At 64.6% G+C, this 16,300-nt stretch carries 18 protein-coding genes; 5 read left to right on the top strand and 13 right to left on the bottom strand.

The window, feature by feature from the left end; genetic code table 11:
• Window positions 1-261: 261 nt before the first annotated feature.
• From purH to tyrS, 7 genes are all read right to left on the bottom strand, one after another.
• Entirely contained in the window at window positions 262-1,848 is a 1,587-nt protein-coding gene (gene purH, locus ACLB1G_RS11625) for a bifunctional phosphoribosylaminoimidazolecarboxamide formyltransferase/IMP cyclohydrolase (RefSeq protein WP_491627366.1), read from the bottom strand.
• A gap of 85 nt (window positions 1,849-1,933) precedes the next feature.
• Window positions 1,934-2,167 (bottom strand): helix-turn-helix domain-containing protein, encoded by a 234-nt coding sequence (locus ACLB1G_RS11620; protein WP_231767953.1) that lies wholly within the window; start codon window positions 2,165-2,167, stop codon window positions 1,934-1,936.
• A 108-nt stretch (window positions 2,168-2,275) separates the two neighbouring features.
• The gene (dusB, locus tag ACLB1G_RS11615) at window positions 2,276-3,292 is read right to left on the bottom strand and encodes a tRNA dihydrouridine synthase DusB (protein ID WP_491627755.1); all 1,017 of its coding nucleotides are present in this window, start codon (window positions 3,290-3,292) and stop codon (window positions 2,276-2,278) included.
• 116 nt (window positions 3,293-3,408) lie between these two features.
• Entirely contained in the window at window positions 3,409-4,056 is a 648-nt protein-coding gene (locus tag ACLB1G_RS11610) for a histidine phosphatase family protein (RefSeq protein WP_491627365.1), read from the bottom strand.
• A gap of 4 nt (window positions 4,057-4,060) precedes the next feature.
• Window positions 4,061-4,723, bottom strand: coding sequence for a YbhB/YbcL family Raf kinase inhibitor-like protein (locus ACLB1G_RS11605; RefSeq protein WP_491627364.1), 663 nt, complete (start codon window positions 4,721-4,723; stop codon window positions 4,061-4,063).
• Between the two features lie 10 nt (window positions 4,724-4,733).
• Window positions 4,734-5,186, bottom strand: coding sequence for a D-aminoacyl-tRNA deacylase (gene dtd / locus ACLB1G_RS11600; RefSeq protein WP_491627363.1), 453 nt, complete (start codon window positions 5,184-5,186; stop codon window positions 4,734-4,736).
• On the bottom strand, window positions 5,183-6,436 hold the full coding sequence (tyrS, locus tag ACLB1G_RS11595; protein WP_491627362.1) for a tyrosine--tRNA ligase: 1,254 nt from the start codon (window positions 6,434-6,436) through the stop codon (window positions 5,183-5,185). The genes dtd and tyrS overlap by 4 nt, the downstream gene beginning before the upstream one ends.
• 159 nt (window positions 6,437-6,595) lie before the next feature.
• Here tyrS and ACLB1G_RS11590 point away from each other — a divergent pair, with 159 nt between their 5' ends.
• The 3 genes from ACLB1G_RS11590 to ACLB1G_RS11580 all read left to right on the top strand — a co-directional run bounded on the left by ACLB1G_RS11590 (window position 6,596) and on the right by ACLB1G_RS11580 (window position 10,872).
• Window positions 6,596-7,978: a M23 family metallopeptidase gene (locus ACLB1G_RS11590; RefSeq protein ID WP_491627361.1), complete on the top strand. Its 1,383-nt coding sequence runs from the start codon at window positions 6,596-6,598 to the stop codon at window positions 7,976-7,978.
• Between the two features lie 160 nt (window positions 7,979-8,138).
• Window positions 8,139-9,236 (top strand): anhydro-N-acetylmuramic acid kinase, encoded by a 1,098-nt coding sequence (locus tag ACLB1G_RS11585; protein WP_491627360.1) that lies wholly within the window; start codon window positions 8,139-8,141, stop codon window positions 9,234-9,236.
• Window positions 9,237-9,414: 178 nt separating this feature from the next.
• The gene (locus tag ACLB1G_RS11580; protein ID WP_491627754.1) at window positions 9,415-10,872 is read left to right on the top strand and encodes a diguanylate cyclase domain-containing protein; all 1,458 of its coding nucleotides are present in this window, start codon (window positions 9,415-9,417) and stop codon (window positions 10,870-10,872) included.
• Between the two features lie 70 nt (window positions 10,873-10,942).
• Here the strand turns inward: ACLB1G_RS11580 and erpA are convergent, their stop codons facing one another.
• From erpA to rplM, 4 genes are all read right to left on the bottom strand, one after another.
• On the bottom strand, window positions 10,943-11,302 hold the full coding sequence (gene erpA, locus ACLB1G_RS11575; protein ID WP_491627359.1) for an iron-sulfur cluster insertion protein ErpA: 360 nt from the start codon (window positions 11,300-11,302) through the stop codon (window positions 10,943-10,945).
• Between the two features lie 94 nt (window positions 11,303-11,396).
• Window positions 11,397-12,428 carry an N-acetyl-gamma-glutamyl-phosphate reductase gene (gene argC, locus ACLB1G_RS11570; protein WP_491627358.1) on the bottom strand — a complete coding sequence of 344 codons (1,032 nt, stop codon included), beginning with the start codon at window positions 12,426-12,428 and terminating at the stop codon, window positions 11,397-11,399.
• A 172-nt stretch (window positions 12,429-12,600) separates the two neighbouring features.
• Window positions 12,601-12,993, bottom strand: coding sequence for a 30S ribosomal protein S9 (rpsI, locus tag ACLB1G_RS11565; protein WP_107140763.1), 393 nt, complete (start codon window positions 12,991-12,993; stop codon window positions 12,601-12,603).
• Window positions 12,994-13,002: 9 nt separating this feature from the next.
• Window positions 13,003-13,431 (bottom strand): 50S ribosomal protein L13, encoded by a 429-nt coding sequence (rplM, locus tag ACLB1G_RS11560; protein WP_491627357.1) that lies wholly within the window; start codon window positions 13,429-13,431, stop codon window positions 13,003-13,005.
• Window positions 13,432-13,628: 197 nt separating this feature from the next.
• Here rplM and ACLB1G_RS11555 point away from each other — a divergent pair, with 197 nt between their 5' ends.
• Window positions 13,629-14,051: an OsmC family protein gene (locus ACLB1G_RS11555; protein ID WP_491627356.1), complete on the top strand. Its 423-nt coding sequence runs from the start codon at window positions 13,629-13,631 to the stop codon at window positions 14,049-14,051.
• 5 nt (window positions 14,052-14,056) lie between these two features.
• On the opposite strand, the gene coq7 is transcribed toward ACLB1G_RS11555, so the two are convergent.
• Together coq7 and ACLB1G_RS11545 are read right to left on the bottom strand one after the other, a co-directional pair.
• Window positions 14,057-14,701 carry a 2-polyprenyl-3-methyl-6-methoxy-1,4-benzoquinone monooxygenase gene (coq7, locus tag ACLB1G_RS11550; protein WP_491627355.1) on the bottom strand — a complete coding sequence of 215 codons (645 nt, stop codon included), beginning with the start codon at window positions 14,699-14,701 and terminating at the stop codon, window positions 14,057-14,059.
• Between the two features lie 66 nt (window positions 14,702-14,767).
• Window positions 14,768-15,202: a hypothetical protein gene (locus ACLB1G_RS11545; protein WP_491627354.1), complete on the bottom strand. Its 435-nt coding sequence runs from the start codon at window positions 15,200-15,202 to the stop codon at window positions 14,768-14,770.
• A 203-nt stretch (window positions 15,203-15,405) separates the two neighbouring features.
• On the opposite strand from ACLB1G_RS11545, the gene ACLB1G_RS11540 reads away from it, so the two are divergent.
• Window positions 15,406-16,299 (top strand): ABC transporter ATP-binding protein, encoded by an 894-nt coding sequence (locus ACLB1G_RS11540; protein ID WP_491627353.1) that lies wholly within the window; start codon window positions 15,406-15,408, stop codon window positions 16,297-16,299.
• Window position 16,300 lies beyond the last annotated feature (1 nt).

Here is a 16,300-nt window from a genome sequence, read left to right as displayed (position 1 = left end):
CGGCGGCAAGCGCCGCGCAGGCCCTTGCCGCCGCACTTCCAGGGCGGTTGCTGCAAAGCGGCTGCAGCTAGGCGCAGGCCAAGGCCGGGTCGCCGAAGACAGTGCGCATGCACGGCGAGGCGCTGCAACGACGCTGCAGCCGCTTTTCAGCGGCCGCTTGGAGGGCGTTTCAAAATGAGCGTGGCTAGGCGCGGCCCCGAAGACAGTGCGCATGCACGGCGAGGGGCCGCAACGACGCCACGGTCTTTTTGAAACGGACTCTTAGTGGCGGAAGTGACGGGTGCCGGTGTACAGCATCACCACGCCGCGCTCATCGGCCGCATCGATGACTTCCTGGTCGCGCATCGAGCCGCCCGGTTGGATCACGCAGGTCGCACCGGCATCCACCACCACGTCCAGGCCGTCGCGGAACGGGAAGAAGGCGTCCGACGCCACCACCGAACCGGCCAGCGACAGGCCGGCATTCTGGGCCTTGATGGAAGCGATGCGGGCCGAGTCGATGCGGCTCATCTGGCCGGCGCCCACGCCCAGGGTCATGTTATTACCGCAGAAGACGATGGCGTTCGACTTCACGTACTTGGCCACGCGCCAGGCAAACATCAGGTCCTGCAGCTGCTGCTGGGTGGGCTGCAGCTTGGTCACCACTTTCAGGTCGGACAGCAGCACGTTCTTGCTGTCGGCCGACTGCACCAGCAGGCCGCCGCCCACGCGCTTGAAGTCCATGCCGTTTACACCATTCCCCAGGGGGATTTCCAGCAAGCGAACGTTCTGCTTGGCCGACAGGATCTGCTTCGCTTCAGCCGAGAACGACGGCGCGATCAGCACTTCCACGAACAGCTTGGCCAGCTCGGTGGCGGCGGCCGCGTCCACTTCCACGTTGAAGGCGATGATGCCGCCGAAGGCCGAGGTCGGATCGGTCTGCAGCGCGCGCTTGTAGGCGTCGGCCGCGTCGGCGCCCAGCGCCACGCCGCACGGGTTGGCGTGCTTGACGATCACGCAGGCCGCGCTCTGGTCGAAGCCGCCCATGCTCTTGACGCATTCCCAGGCCGCGTCGGCGTCGGCGATGTTGTTGAACGACAGTTCCTTGCCCTGCAGCTGCTTGTAGTTGGCCAGCGCGCCGGCGGTCACGGCCACGTCGCGGTAGAAGGCGGCGCTCTGGTGCGGGTTCTCGCCGTAGCGCATGTCCTGCACTTTCTCGAAGGCCACGTTCAGGTTCCTGGGATAGGCGCCGCGGGTGGCGTGCTCGCGGTCCGGGCCCAGGCTGGTCAGGTAGTTGGCGATGGCGCCGTCGTACTGGGCGGTGTGGGCGTACACCTTGGTCGCCAGGCGGAAGCGGGTTTCATAGCTGACGAAGCCGGGGGTGTTGTCGGTGGTCTTCATCTCGGCCAGCACCACGCCGTAGTCGGCCGGATCGCAGATCACCACCACGTCCTTGTGGTTCTTGGCCGACGAGCGCAGCATGGCCGGGCCGCCGATGTCGATGTTCTCGATGGCGTCGTCCAGGGTGCAGTCGGGCTTGGCCACGGTGCCCTGGAACGGGTACAGGTTGACCACCACCAGGTCGATGGTGGGAATGCCATGCTCTTCCAGCTTGGCCATGTGCTCGGGGAAGTCGCGGCGCGCCAGGATGCCGCCGTGGACTTTCGGGTGCAGCGTTTTTACGCGGCCGTCCAGCATCTCCGGAAAGCCGGTGTAGTCCGCCACCTCGGTGACGGCCACGCCGTTATCCGCCAGCAGCTTGGCGGTGCCGCCGGTGGACAGGATGTTGACGCCCATGGCGGCCAGCGCGCGCGCGAAATCGAGCACGCCGGTCTTGTCGGATACGGAGATGAGAGCTTGTTTAATCATGGCTATGGCTGAAGTTGGTGGTGGGATTCTGTGGCCCGGCCATCCACCGGCCGCCCACGGCCATGGATGCCGGCGGCGGGCGTGCTTACAGCAGGCCGTGTTCCTGCAGCTTCTTGCGCAGGGTGTTGCGGTTGATGCCCAGCATTTGCGCGGCGTGCGACTGGTTGCCGTCGGCGCGCGTCATGACGACTTCGAGGATGGGTTTTTCCACGGTCAGCACGACCATGTCGTAAATGTTGGAGGCGGGCTGTTCGCCCAGGTCGTTGAAGTAGTCTTCCAGGCTCTTCTGGACGACTTCCTGGATGCTTTCTTTGCTCATATTGTTATCGTTCGGCTAAAAATCTGTTGATGCTGGACGCTTGCGCCGGGCTTGTGACCCGGGAGCGTTTCCCTTGATGTATGTCTGGTTCAGCTCTCTACGCTGTCGTCAGGCAGCCTGCTGGAATTCCGGGAGGCGGTATTGTAACCGTTCGCCCAGCCTCCATTGTGATTCAAAAAATTGGTCTACGGCAATTAATTGTTCTTCCGTGCTTAACAGCAGGTTCATCCGCTGGCGGAATGCTTCGCCGCCTTCCAGGTCGCGCACGTACCAGCCGATGTGCTTGCGGGCGGTGCGCACGCCCAGGTAGTCGCCGTAGAAGGCGTAGTGGGCGCGCAGGTGCTCGTCCATCAGGGCGCGCACCTCGCTCACCAGCGGCGCCGGCAGGTGGGTGCCGGTGCGCAGGTAGTGGTCGATCTCGCGGAAGATCCAGGGCCGGCCCTGGGCCGCGCGTCCGACCATGACCGCGTCCGCGCCCGTATGGTCGAGCACGTAGCGGGCTTTTTCCGGCGACGTGATGTCGCCATTGGCCACCACCGGGATGGAAACCGAGCGCTTGACCGCCGCGATGGTGTCATATTCGGCATCGCCCTTGTACCCGTCGGCGCGGGTGCGTCCATGCAGGGTCAGCATGGCGATGCCGGCGTCCTCGGCAATCCTGGCGATGGTGAGGGCATTCTTGTTAAGGCGGTCCCAGCCGGTGCGGAATTTCAGGGTGACCGGCACGTCCACCGCCTTGACCACCGCTTCCACGATCTGTTTCACCAGCGGCTCGTCCTGCAGCAGGGCCGAACCACACCAGCTGTTGCACACCTTCTTGACCGGGCAGCCCATGTTGATGTCGATGATCTGGGCGCCGCGTTCGACGTTGAAGCGGGCGCAATCGGCCAGGTCCTGCGGGTCGGCGCCGGCGATCTGCACCGCCTTGGGCTCCATTTCGCCAGTGTGGTCGGTGCGGCGGCTACTCTTTTCCGTAGCCCACAGGCGCGGGTTGGACGCGGCCATCTCGGACACCGCGTAGCCGGCGCCCAGCTGCTTGCACAGCTGGCGGAACGGCCGGTCCGTCACACCCGCCATGGGGGCGACAAACACGTTGTTACGCAGAATGTGAGGACCGATTTGCACTGTCATGACCTGTGTGGCAGAGGGAGGAACCCGCTATTTTAACCGATGGCTGCTCAATTAATAAGCACTATTTTTTATGATAAGGGCAAATGTGCAGCCTAAAAGTTATTGGATGTTTAAATCATATCGTCTTGCGCATCGAGGCTCAGGTGGGCCGTCTCGCCCCAGCTGCCCAGCACCAGCCGGCCGCCGGACCAGCGGAACCGGTTGATGCTGGCGTTCTTGACCTGGAAGTCGCGCGGGCTGTTCAGGGCCATGCCGGTGGCGGCGCGGTAGGCGCATTCCAGCACCCCGCCGTGGGCCACGATGGCGATGGTGCGGCCCGGATGTCGCCCGGCCCAGGCCGCGATGGCGGCCATGCTCCGTTCGTAGAATTGGCGGAAGCTCTCGGCCACGCGCTCGCCGGGCGGCATCACGGCGTCCACATCGCGCGCCTGCCACAGGGCGTAGTCGTGCGGATAGCGCAGCGCGATCTCGCTGTACAGCAAGCCTTCGAAGGCGCCGTAGCAGCGCTCGCGCAGGCCGGCGTCGGTATGCAGCGGCAGGGCATGGTGGGCCGCCACGGCCTGGGCCGTTTGCGCGGCCCGTCCCAGGTCGCTGGAGACGATGGCATCGAGCGGCGCGGCGGCCAGGGCGCGGCCCAGGGTCTGCGCCTGGCGCACGCCTTCCTCGTTGAGCGCGATATCGATATGGCCCTGCAAACGGCGCACGGCGTTCCAGGCCGTCTCGCCGTGGCGGATCAGCAGTATCTTGGTGTCATTCATGCAATCAGGAGCCGGCCAGGGCCGGGTTCAGCGTGTAGGTGGCGATCAGTTGGGCTTCGTCGATGATGTGGCCCTGCAGGGCGGCCATGGCCTGGGCGCCGCTGAAGCGGGCCGGCAGCACCAGCCGCGCCACGTCCAGGGCATAGATGCGGAAGATGTAATGGTGCAAGCGCAGATCGTTCCACGGCGGACACGGGCCGTCGTAGCCGTAGTAGTCGCCCGCCATGGCGGGATCGTTGGCGAACCAGGCGGTGTAGTCGTTCAGGCCGTGGCGCAGCGTCACGCCGGCGCCGTCGCCGGCGGGAACGGGCAAGGCGGTCAGCGGGCCCGGCTTGCCCCGCGGCGTGACGCCGTCCGAGGCCGCACCCTCGCCTACCGCGCCGACGCTGGGCGGGATGTCGAGCAGGCTCCAGTGATGGAAGTCGCCGCGCGGCAGGCCGGGCGCCAGTGCGCGTCCGGGCTGGTTGGCGTCGCTGGCGTCCAGCGGGGCATCGCCGTCCAGGCAGAACAGCGCCAGCGATTCGGTCCCGGCCGGCACCTCGCTCCAGGCCAGGTGCGGATTGCGGTTGCCGGCCCAGCGCACATGGTGCACCGGGTCGGCGGCGGCAAAGGCCAGCGCCTCGGATATAGCGCCGCCGCCGCGCAGGGACAGGCTCCACAGTTTCATGCGTCCTCCATCAAGCCGGTTTGGGCGTGGTCCGCAGCCAGAAGGTCACGGGACCGTCATTGGTCAGGCTGACTTTCATGTCGGCGCCGAAGCGGCCGGTGGCAACCTGTGGATGTTGGACCCGCGCCCGCTCCACAAAGTGCTGAAATAATCGCAATCCATCGGCCGGCGCCGCGGCCGGGGTGAACGAGGGCCGGGTGCCGGAGCGGGTGTCGGCCGCCAGCGTGAACTGCGGCACCAGCAGCAGGCCGCCCTGGACGTCGGCCACGCTCAGGTTCATCTTGCCGGCCGCGTCGGAAAACACGCGGTAGCCCAGCAGCTTGGTGAGCAGTGCGTCGGCTTCCTTCTCGGTGTCGCCCTTCTCGGCGCAGACCAGCACCAGCAAGCCGGCAGCGATGGCGCCTATCTGCTCGCCATCGACCACCACGCTGGCCGCGCTGACCCGCTGCAGCAGCCCTATCATGCCGTCAGGGTCACACGCGAGAAGCTGCGCTTGCCCACTTGCAGCACGAAGGTGCCGGCCTCGATCTTCAGGCCCTTGTCGCTGAGGACGGCGCCGTCCAGGCGCACGCCGCCCTGCTCGATCTTGCGCATGGCTTCCGAGGTGGACGGGCACAGGCCGGCCTGCTTGAGCAGCTGGGCGATGCCGACCGGGGCCCCGGCCAGGGTGACTTCCGGAATGTCGTCCGGGATGCCGCCCTTGGAGCGGTTGACGAAATCGGCCAGCGCATCCTCGGCCGCCTGCTGGCTGTGGAAGCGCGCCACGATTTCCTGGGCGATGGCGACCTTGGCGTCGCGCGGGTTGGCGCCGCCGTCCACCGCGGCCTTCAGCGCGGCGATCTCGTCCAGGGAGCGGAACGACAGCAACTCGTAGTAACGCCACATCATCACGTCCGAAATACTCATGATCTTCGCGAACATGGTGTTGGCCGGCTCGGTGATGCCGATGTAGTTGTTCTTGGACTTGGACATCTTTTCGACACCGTCCAGGCCTTCCAGCAGCGGCATGGTCAGGATGCACTGCGGCTCCTGGCCATAATCCTTCTGCAGCTCGCGGCCCACCAGCAGGTTGAACTTCTGGTCGGTGCCGCCCAGCTCCAGGTCGGACTTGAGCGCCACCGAATCGTAGCCCTGCATCAGCGGGTACAGGAACTCATGGACCGCGATCGGGGTCCCAGACTTGTAGCGTTTGGTGAAGTCGTCGCGCTCCATCATGCGCGCCACGGTGTAGCGCGAGGCCAGCTGTATCATGCCGCGCGCGCCCAGCGGATCGCACCACTCGGAGTTGTAGCGGATTTCGGTCCTGGCGGGATCGAGCACCAGCGAGGCCTGCTTGAAGTAGGTCATGGCGTTCTGTTCGACCTGCTCGCGGGTCAGCGGCGGACGGGTGGCGTTGCGGCCGGACGGATCGCCGATCATGGAGGTGAAGTCGCCGATCAGGAAGATCACCTGGTGGCCCAGGTTCTGCAGCTGTCGCATCTTGTTCAGGACCACGGTGTGGCCCAGGTGCAGGTCGGGCGCGGTCGGGTCCAGGCCCAGCTTGATGCGCAGCGGCGTGCCGCTCTGTTCCGAGCGGGCCAGCTTCTGGGCGAATTCACTCTCGATCAGCAGCTCGTCCACGCCGCGCTTGGTGATGGCGAGCGCCCCCTGGACTGCATCTGACAAAGGAAGGACGGCGGCGGCCTTCGCAGGCGTGGTGTTGGTGGTATCCATATGATGTATGAGAGATTTTGCTGAAAATGGTAGTCGGCTTCAGGAGTTTGTTATAATCCCCGATCCCATCAATCTTGCCGTACGAAAAGAACCGAAACAACAATAGATAAGAATAAAACGTTCCTGAAATAAAACGAGCGGCAAATTTTAACTGATTGCATGAGCCCTATACACAAAATCACCAGCACACGCTGGTTCAGCATGCTAGGTTCGACCCGCAAGGCGCGCATCATGAGCGCGTCCGCACTGTTTCTGGCAGTGTGCGCGTTCGGTGCCGCCGGTGTAGCGCCTCTCGCGCCCGACGCCTCCGACCTGCCGGTCAAGTCGGTTCAGGAAGACGTCGCCCTGCCCAACATCGCCCCCCAGCTCAGCGCGCTCGACCAGCAACAGGCCGACGCCCATTACGTCCATGAAGAAAAAATCCGCGCCGGCGACACGCTGGCCACGCTGCTGACACGCCTGGGCGTGGAAGACGAGGCGGCCGAAACCTTCATCAAGAAGGACAAGGTTGCCAAAGGCATCATGCAGCTCAAGACCGGCAAACGGGTGCAGGCGCAAACGGACGAGGAAGGCAATCTGCAGTGGCTGCGCGCCACCGTGGTGGACGGCAAGGACATTCCGGTCAAGAACATCACCGTGACCCGCAAGGGCGACGCCTTCGTGGCGGCCGAAGCGCCGGTGCAGCTGGAACGCCGGGTCGAGATGCACGCCCGTACCATCGCCTCCAGCCTGTATTCGGCCACCGACGCCAGCAACGATGGCGCCAAGCTGCCCGATTCCGTGGTCAAGCAGCTGATCGAGATGTTCTCGACCAACATCGACTTCCGTGGCGATATCAAGCGCGGCGACCGCTTCTACGTGGTGTACGAAGCCTTCTACCAGGATGGCGAATTCGTGCGTGCCGGCCGCGTGCTGGCCGGCGAGTTCACCAACCGCGGCACCACGTATCAATCGGTATGGTTTGAGGATCCGCAAAGCCGCCAGGGCGGCGGCTACTACAGCTTCGACGGCAAGGCGCTGAAAAAGGCCTTCCTCAAGTCGCCGGTGGAATTCTCGCGTATCTCGTCCGGTTTCGCGATGCGCGTGCACCCCGTCTCCGGCCAGTGGAAGCAGCACAAAGGCATAGACTTCCCCGCTCCCACCGGCACCCCGATCCGCGCCGCCGGCGATGGCGTGATCGATTTCGCCGGCACCCAGAACGGCTATGGCAACTTCGTCACCATCAAGCACTGGAACAACTACTCCACGGCCTACGCGCACATGAGCCGCTTCGCGCCCGGCATCAAGAAGGGCACCAAGGTCGCCCAGGGCGACGTGATCGGCTACGTGGGCACCACCGGCTGGTCGACCGGCGCGCACCTGCACTACGAGTTCCGTGTGGGCGGCGAAGCCAAGGATCCGAACAAGATGAACGTGGTGGCCCAGGCGCCGCTGACGCCGGCCGAAATGGCCCGTTTCCGTGTCTTCGCCGCAGATATGACGCACCGTATAGCGCTGCTGCAGCCGGCCGGTTCCGGCAACACCCGCGTGGCGGCTAAATAACTCGACAACGCCGCCTGGTGCGGCAGACGTGGTACAAAACAGGCCGCCCCGTCGGCCTGTTTTTTTGCCTGCGAAACCATGATGCGCCTGGGCCCGCCAGGCTTCTGTGCGCCAGCCCGCATATCGTGCACAATGGGGTTTTGTGTGCGGGGAGGGCAACATGGCTTTGTTCATAGGACTGATGTCGGGCACCAGCCTGGACGGCGTGGATGGCGTGCTGGCCGAGTTCGGCAATGGCGGCGCTGTGCGCACCCTGGGCGCCGCCTACCGGCCATTTGACGCGCATCTGCGCACCGAACTGCTGACCCTGCAATCCCCTGGCGCCAACGAAATCGAACGCGAGGCGCTGGCCGCCAACGGCCTGGCGCGGCGCTACGCGGATTGCGTGACGGCGCTGCTGGACGAGGCCGGCCTGGCGCCCTCGGCGGTGACGGCCGTGGCGGTGCACGGCCAGACCATACGGCACCGGCCCGAGCTGGGCTACACGCGCCAGACCAATAATCCCGCCCTGCTGGCCGAGCTGTGCGGCATAGCCGTGATTGCCGACTTCCGCAGCCGCGACATCGCCGCCGGCGGCCAGGGCGCGCCGCTGGTGCCGGCCTTCCACCAGGCGCTGTTCGGGCTGGCGGGCGGCACCCGGGTGGTGGCCAATATCGGCGGCATTGCCAACATCAGCGTACTGGCGGACGGGCGCGTGACGGGTTTCGACACCGGTCCCGGCAATGTGCTGATGGATGGCTGGATCGCGCGCCACCAGGGCAAGGAATACGACGCGGACGGCGCCTGGGCCGCCAGCGGCAAGGTGATGCCGGCACTGCTGGCGCGCCTGCTGGGCGAGCCCTATTTCGCACTGCCCGCGCCCAAGAGCACCGGGCGCGACCTGTTCCATATGGACTGGCTGGACGCCCACCTGGCGGCCTTCCCCGACGCAGCGCCGGCCGACGTGCAAGCCACGCTGGCCGAACTGACGGCGGTGACGCTGGCGCGCGGCATCCAGGCCCATGGCGCGGCGGCGGACGCGGTGTATGTATGCGGCGGCGGCGCCTACAACGGCACGCTGCTGCGCGCGCTGTACCAGGCCCTGGACGGCAGGATGAGCGTCGAATCGACGCAAGCCCTGGGAGTGGCGCCCAACCGGGTGGAAGCCCTGGCCTTCGCCTGGCTGGGCTACCGCTTCAGCGAACGCCTGGCCGGCAACCTGGCCAGCGTGACGGGCGCCAGCGGCGAACGCATCCTCGGGTCCTTGTATCCGCGCTGAACCACAAGCAGCCAGGCAGCGGCATTCGGGTTTCATTGTAAAATAGCAACAACAAAACTTCGCCTGCGCCCGTACCGCGCATGCCCAGCCGCAGATGAAACCGTCTCCGTCCCCCAGCATCCGTTCGCGTCTGGTCATCCTGGTCCTGGCCTGTATTTGTCCTGCATCGCTATTGGCAGTGCTGCTGATCTCGTATGACTACCAGCTGGGCCGGCAAAATTTCATGGACAGCGCGATGGCGACGGCGCGCGCCAACGCGATGGAGATAGACCGCGAATTCGCGGTGGTCGAGGCGGCGCTGGTGGCGTTGTCGACCTCGTCCAACTTTGCCCAGGCCAACGTCCAGGCGATCGACGTCCAGGCGCGCAGGCTGATGGCGCGCCAAAACATCTTCAACATCGTCCTGGAAGACGCGGCTGGGCAGCAATTGCTGAACACCTTCCGTCCCTACGGTATGGCGCTGCCGGCCAACCCTGGGGATAGCGCCTTGAAACGCGTGCTCGATACCGACGCCACCGTCATTTCCAGCCTGTTCCGTGGTTCGCTGTCACAACGCCAGCTGGTGTCGGTCGGCATACCCGCCAGCCTGGGGCCGGCCCGCAGATGCGTACTCACCGCCACCATGGCCGCCGAGCGATTTCAAACCATCATATCCCGGCAGAATTACCCAGCGCACTGGGTCACGAGCATTCTCGACCGGTCCGGGCGGGTAGTGGCGCGCTCGCACGAGGCCGAACGCTACCGGGGCACCAAGGCCAGTCCCGACGTGCTGCAGCGCTTGCGGGAGCGCTACGACGGCGCCTTTGAGACCAGCACGCCGGATGGCCGGCCCATCCTGGCGGTGCTGGCCCGGGCCGACGGGTCGGAATGGACAGTGGCGATCGGCATACCGGTGGCGCAGCTCAACGCCGAGGCCAGCCGCAAGCTGGGATTCCTGGTGCTGGCCACCGCGCTGCTGCTGGGCAGTGGCTTGCTGATCGCCTGGAAGGTCGGCTCCCGCCTGCGCCACGCGATTTATGGGCTGATTACCCCCGCGCTGGCGCTGGGGACTGGCCAGCCGGTCGCAGCGGCAGCCTACGGGCTGCGCGAGGCCGATGCGGTGGGCCGGGCGCTGCACCGGGCCTCGGCCATGCTGCAGCAGGCCAGGCACGACGCCACCCATGACGTACTGACCGGCCTGGCGAACCGCGCCATGTTTTGCGACTACCTGGAGCGCCAGCTGGCCCTGGCAGGGCGCAATGCGGCCCAGCTGGCAGTGCTCTACCTGGACCTCGACCACTTCAAGACCATCAACGACACGCACGGCCACGCGGTGGGTGACGAGCTGCTGGTGGCCGCCAGCCGCCGCCTGTCCGAGCAGTTGAGAAAATCCGACATGGCTGCCCGCCTGGGAGGGGATGAGTTCGCCGTCGTGCTTGCCGATTCCAGTCCGGACGACACCGCCGCCGTCGTCGACAAGCTGGCCACGATCATGGCCCGGCCCTATCTCATCCAGGGTATGGAGCTGCAGGCGGCCGCCAGCATCGGCGCCGCCATGTTCCCGGAATCCGCCACTGATATGGCGGCCCTGCTGGAGCAGGCCGACCAGGCCATGTACCAGGCCAAGGCCCTGCGCAAACGCAGCCCGGGACGCTAGCCCTGCGGCAGGTGCCAGCGGAAATAAAAAAAGCGCAACCGTGGTTGCGCCTTTTTCGAGGTGAAGCGGATCAGGCCGAGAACGAGGAACCGCAGCCGCAGGTCGAGGTGGCGTTGGGATTCTTGATCACGAACTGGGCGCCTTCCAGGTCGTCCTTGTAGTCGATCTCGGCGCCGACCAGGTATTGGTAGCTCATCGAATCGACCAGCAGCTGGACACCGTTCTTGACCATGGTGGTGTCGTCCTCGTTGACGATTTCATCAAAGGTGAAACCGTACTGGAAGCCCGAGCAGCCGCCGCCCTGCACGAAGACGCGCAGTTTCAGGTCCGGGTTGCCTTCTTCCTCGATCAGCTGCGCAACTTTCTCGGCGGCGCTATCGGTAAACACGATGGGCGACGGGATCACTTCTGCTTCGGCGACTGCATTCATTTCTAGCTCCTACGGGATAATCTGATTAAGATCAATTATAGACCCTGCCCGGATTTCATGCTCCGGCCGCCGTCAAATGCGGCCGGATGTTGTTTTACGGCAGCAATGCAACCTGGTTCAGGCCGGCGCCTTCGTCCAGGCCGAACATCAGATTCATGCACTGCACGGCCTGGCCGGACGCGCCCTTGACCAGGTTGTCCTGCACCACCAGCACGATCACGGTGTCGCCGTGGCGGTGCAGGGCCAGGCGCAGCGCGTTGGCGCCACGGGTGGAGCGGGTTTCCGGATGCGAGCCGAACGGCATCACGTCGACGAAAGCCTCGTCCTTGTACTGTGCCTCGAACAAGGCTTGCAATTCCTCATTGCTGACATCCCTGGTCAGGCGCGCATACAGGGTCGAGTGCATGCCGCGTATCATGGGCACCAGGTGCGGGGTGAAGATCAGGCGTACCGGCTGGTCGGTGAATTTCTGCAGCTGGGCCGAGGTTTCCGGGGTATGGCGGTGGCCGCTCACGCCGTAGGCCTTGAAGTTGTCGCTGGCTTCCGAGAACAGGGTGCCGATTTCCGCCTTGCGGCCGGCGCCCGACACGCCCGACTTGCAGTCGGCGATCAGCGAACCGGCGTCGACCAGGCCGGCTTTCAGCAGCGGATAGTAGCCCAGCTGCATGGTGGTCGGGTAGCAGCCCGGATTGGCCACCAGGCGCGCGCCCTTGATGGCTTCGCGGTTCAGCTCGACCAGGCCATAGGCGGCCTCGGCCAGCAGGTCCTGGCAGGTGTGAGGGATCTTGTACCACTGCTCGAACACGCCCGCATCCTTGATGCGGAAGTCGGCCGCCAGGTCGATCACCTTGACGCCCTTGGCCAGCAGCTCGGGCGCCTGGGCCATGGCCACGCCGTGCGGGGTGGCGAAGAACACCACGTCGCACTGGCTCAGGTCGGCCTTGTCCGGCGACGAAAACGCCAGGTCCACGCGTCCGCGCAGCGAGGGGAACATGTCAGCCACCGGCAAGCCGTCTTCCTTGCGCGAGGTGATGGCCGTCAGCTGGACGTTGGGATGCACTGCCAACAGTCGCAGCAATTCCACTCCAGTGTAGCCAGTGCCGCCGACGATGCCAACTTTGATCATGTTCTTTCCTTGAGAAAAAAGTAATAAAAAATCTGCTGCGGGAGGATCATTTTATCAGTCATGTGCAACCGGCGTATGACAGCCCTCTACAAAACAAAAAGCCGCCAGGCACAGGGCATGGCGGCTTTTGCACGGGTGGACGGACTGGCCATCCACCGGTGTAAGCGTGAAATTAACGCTTGGAGAACTGCTTGGCGCGGCGTGCTTTGCGCAGGCCGACTTTTTTACGCTCGACTTCGCGGGCGTCGCGGGTGACGAAGCCGGCGCGGGCCAGATCGCCCTTCAGGCCTGCATCGTAGTCGATCAGGGCGCGGGTGATGCCGTGGCGCACTGCACCTGCCTGGCCGGACTCGCCGCCGCCGTGCACGTTGACCTTGATGTCGAAACGCTCGACGTTGCCGGTCAGTTCCAGCGGTTGACGGATGACCATCAGGCCGGTCTCGCGCGAGAAGTACTCGGACGCGGGTTTGCCGTTGACGATGATTTGGCCAGTGCCCACTTTGATGAACACGCGAGCCACTGCACTCTTGCGACGGCCGGTGCCGTAGTTGTAGTTACCGATCATGTCAGTTCCTTAGATTTCGAGTGCTTTGGGTTGCTGGGCGGCGTGCGGGTGGGTACCTTCAGCGTACACCTTCAGCTTCTTGATCATGGCGTAGCCCAGGGGGCCTTTCGGCAGCATGCCCTTGACGGCTTTTTCCAGAGCACGACCCGGGAAACGCTGTTGCATTTTCAGGAAGTTGGTCTCATAGATGCCGCCCGGGTAGCCCGAGTGACGGTAGTAGGTCTTCTCGGTGGCTTTGGTGCCGGTCACGCGCAGTTTGCCAGCGTTGATAATGACGATGAAATCGCCGGTATCGACGTGCGGAGTGAATTCGGGTTTGTGCTTGCCGCGCAGTCGGAGTGCCACTTCGCTGGCAACACGTCCGAGGACTTTGTCCGTCGCGTCAATCACGAACCAATCGCGCTGGACTTCATGAGCCTTAGCGGAAAAAGTTTTCATGTTTGACTTCCTAAATAGGGAAATAACGCTCATATGGTGGTTCCGCCCCGTGTTTCAGCGGACTCGGCCTTTTTATTTACTTTCCTGAGCGAATGGAAAGCCTGCAAGTATAGCCCGGATAGCGCATCCGGGTCAAGCCGCGCGTGGCTCGGGGCAGTCCATTACAATATGGGCAAATTTTCTTCTTGGAGAGCAGCATGGAATGCAAAGTCAGCTGGAACGGCCCCTCGGGCATGAGCTTCCGGGCCGAGACCGGCTCCGGACATATGGTCAGCATGGATGGCGCCCCCGAAGGCGGCGGCAACAACCTGGCGCCCCGTCCCATGGAAATGGTGCTGCTGGGCACCGGCGGCTGCACCGCCTATGACGTGGTGCTGATCCTGAAACGCAGCCGCGAGGAAGTGACCGGCTGCGAATGCGTGCTGAAGGCCGAGCGCGCCGACACCGATCCCAAGGTGTTCACCAAGATCAACTTCCACTTCGTGGTGACCGGCAAGAACCTCAAACCCAACGTGGTCGAGCGCGCCGTCAAGCTGTCGCACGAAAAATACTGCTCGGCGTCCATCATGCTGGCCAAGACCGCCGAGATTACGCACTCGATCGAGATCATCGAGGCGTAGGCCTCTCAGACATAATAAGCGGTGCTGGTCATGACTTTCGACATGGCCTGCATCGCCAGCCGCACCGGCATCGGCACCTCGGCCGCGCCCAGGGCCTGGGCCTTGGCGCCGTGCTCCACTTCATCGACCCGCATCTGCTCGACGATGGCGCGCGACTTGGCGTCCTGCGGCGGCAGCTTTTCCAGGTGGCCGGCCAGGTGCGCCTCCACCTGGCGCTCGGTTTCCACCACAAAGCCCAGGCTGCGGGCGTCGCCCAGCACGGCCGCGACCGTGCCCAGCGCGTAGGCGCCGGCGTAGAAGAACGGGTTCAGCACGCTGATGTGCGAACCCAGCTCGCCCAGGCGCTGCGCGGTCCAGGCCAGGTGGTCTTCCTCCTCGCGGCCCGCCTGTGCAAACTGGCGCGACATTTCCTCGGTCTTGGCGAAGCGGCCTTGCGAGTCGTACAGGGCCTGCGCGCACACTTCGCCCACGTGGTTGACGCGCATCAGCCCGGCCGCATGGCGCTGCTCGGCCTCGCTCAGCTCGCAGTCCGGCTGGTGCAGGCCGGGATTGGGACGGGACGCGCTGGCCACGCCGCTGATCACGCGCAGGGCCCGGTCGGCGCCGGTGATGAAACGATCCAAGGGAGAGTGATGGTGATGTGCCGCCATGGGAGTCAACCAGGTAATGTTGGTAAGGTCCCAATTATAAGACAGCAGCCATTCAAGCCGGGGCGCTTAGTTTGCGTCCGCTTCCTCGCGCAACTGCCGCTGCCGCTCTATCCAGTCGGCCACCGGGCCGCGCACGTCGATGCCGGACAAATCCTTGGCCACGCCCAGGTTCAGCCCCAGCAGGAAGGGGATGTTCTCGACCGGCACCTCGGTGCAGTGTGCCCCGAAAGCCTTGAGGAAGCGCGGCGAATCGACCACGGCCACTACTTGCTCGCCGCTCATGTATTGCAGGATGCTGGTGATGCTGTGGCCGCGCCCGATGGCGCGGTAGATGAAGCGGTTGTACTCGCGATCCAGCTGCTTGAAGTCCAGCTTGTCCTTGGTCATCAGGCCGGAGAGGTAATACAGCCCCAGGGCCACGCGGAAAAAACCGGTGGCCTCCTTGCGGCTGGTGCCGGCGCGGGTCACCGCCAATATGTTTTCCTGGATGGCTACGTTCATGGAAACTCCTGCCGCGCACTATATCACGCCCCTGCAAGCCACTCGTCGGCAGCAATATCAAGCGCCCCGGACTGCTCCCGGGTTTGCGCACTCTGCTCCACCCTTTGCGCCGACTATCGCAATGCCGCCCCACCTGTGTCGCAAATTCAATACAATGCCATCATGTGAAAAGGGTATGGCACCGCAGAAACTCAGGAGTCGGCATGGAATTACGCATCAGCAACTTGTCCAAGACCTACGGCAATGGCGTCGTCGCCTTGGACAATATTTCGCTCACCATCCCCACCGGGATGTTCGGCTTGCTCGGCCCCAACGGCGCCGGGAAGTCGACGCTGATGCGCACCCTGGCCACCCTGCAGGAATGCGATGCCGGCTCGGTATTCTTCGGCGACCTGGACGTGCTGGATGAAAAAGACGAAGTACGCCGCCTGCTGGGCTACCTGCCGCAGGACTTCGGCGTCTATCCCAAGGTGACCGCCTACGAGCTGCTGGACCACTTCGCGGTGCTGAAAGGCTTGTCCAACCGGGCCCGCCGGCGCGAGGTGGTGGACGGCCTGCTGCAGCAGACCAACCTGTTCGAAGTGCGCCACCAGCGCCTGGGCGGCTTCTCGGGCGGCATGCGGCAGCGCTTCGGCATCGCCCAGGCGCTGCTGGGCGATCCCAGGCTGATCATCGTCGACGAACCCACGGCCGGCCTGGACCCGCAGGAGCGGGTGCGCTTCCACAACCTGCTGTCCGACATCGGCGAGGACAAGACCGTGATACTGTCCACCCACATCGTCAGCGACGTGGAAGACCTGTGCGCCAACATGGCCATCATCAACAAGGGTCACTTGCTGCTGTGCGGCGATACGCGCGAACTGATACACGAAGTGAGCGACAAGATCTGGGCCCGCTTCATCGACAAGCGCGACCTGCCCATGTTCCAGCAGCGCCACGCCGTGATTTCCTCGCGCCTGCTGTCCGGCCGCACCCTGATCCACGTCTACAGCGACGACGATCCGGGCGACGGCTTCGAGGAAGCCATCGGCGACCTGGAAGACGTGTACTTCGCCACCATCGCCGGCCGCCACGTCGCGGCCGAGCACTGCGACTGAG

It is taken from the genome of Duganella kummerowiae (genome assembly GCF_053572355.1).
This window is presented reverse-complemented; position numbering and strand designations above follow the sequence as displayed.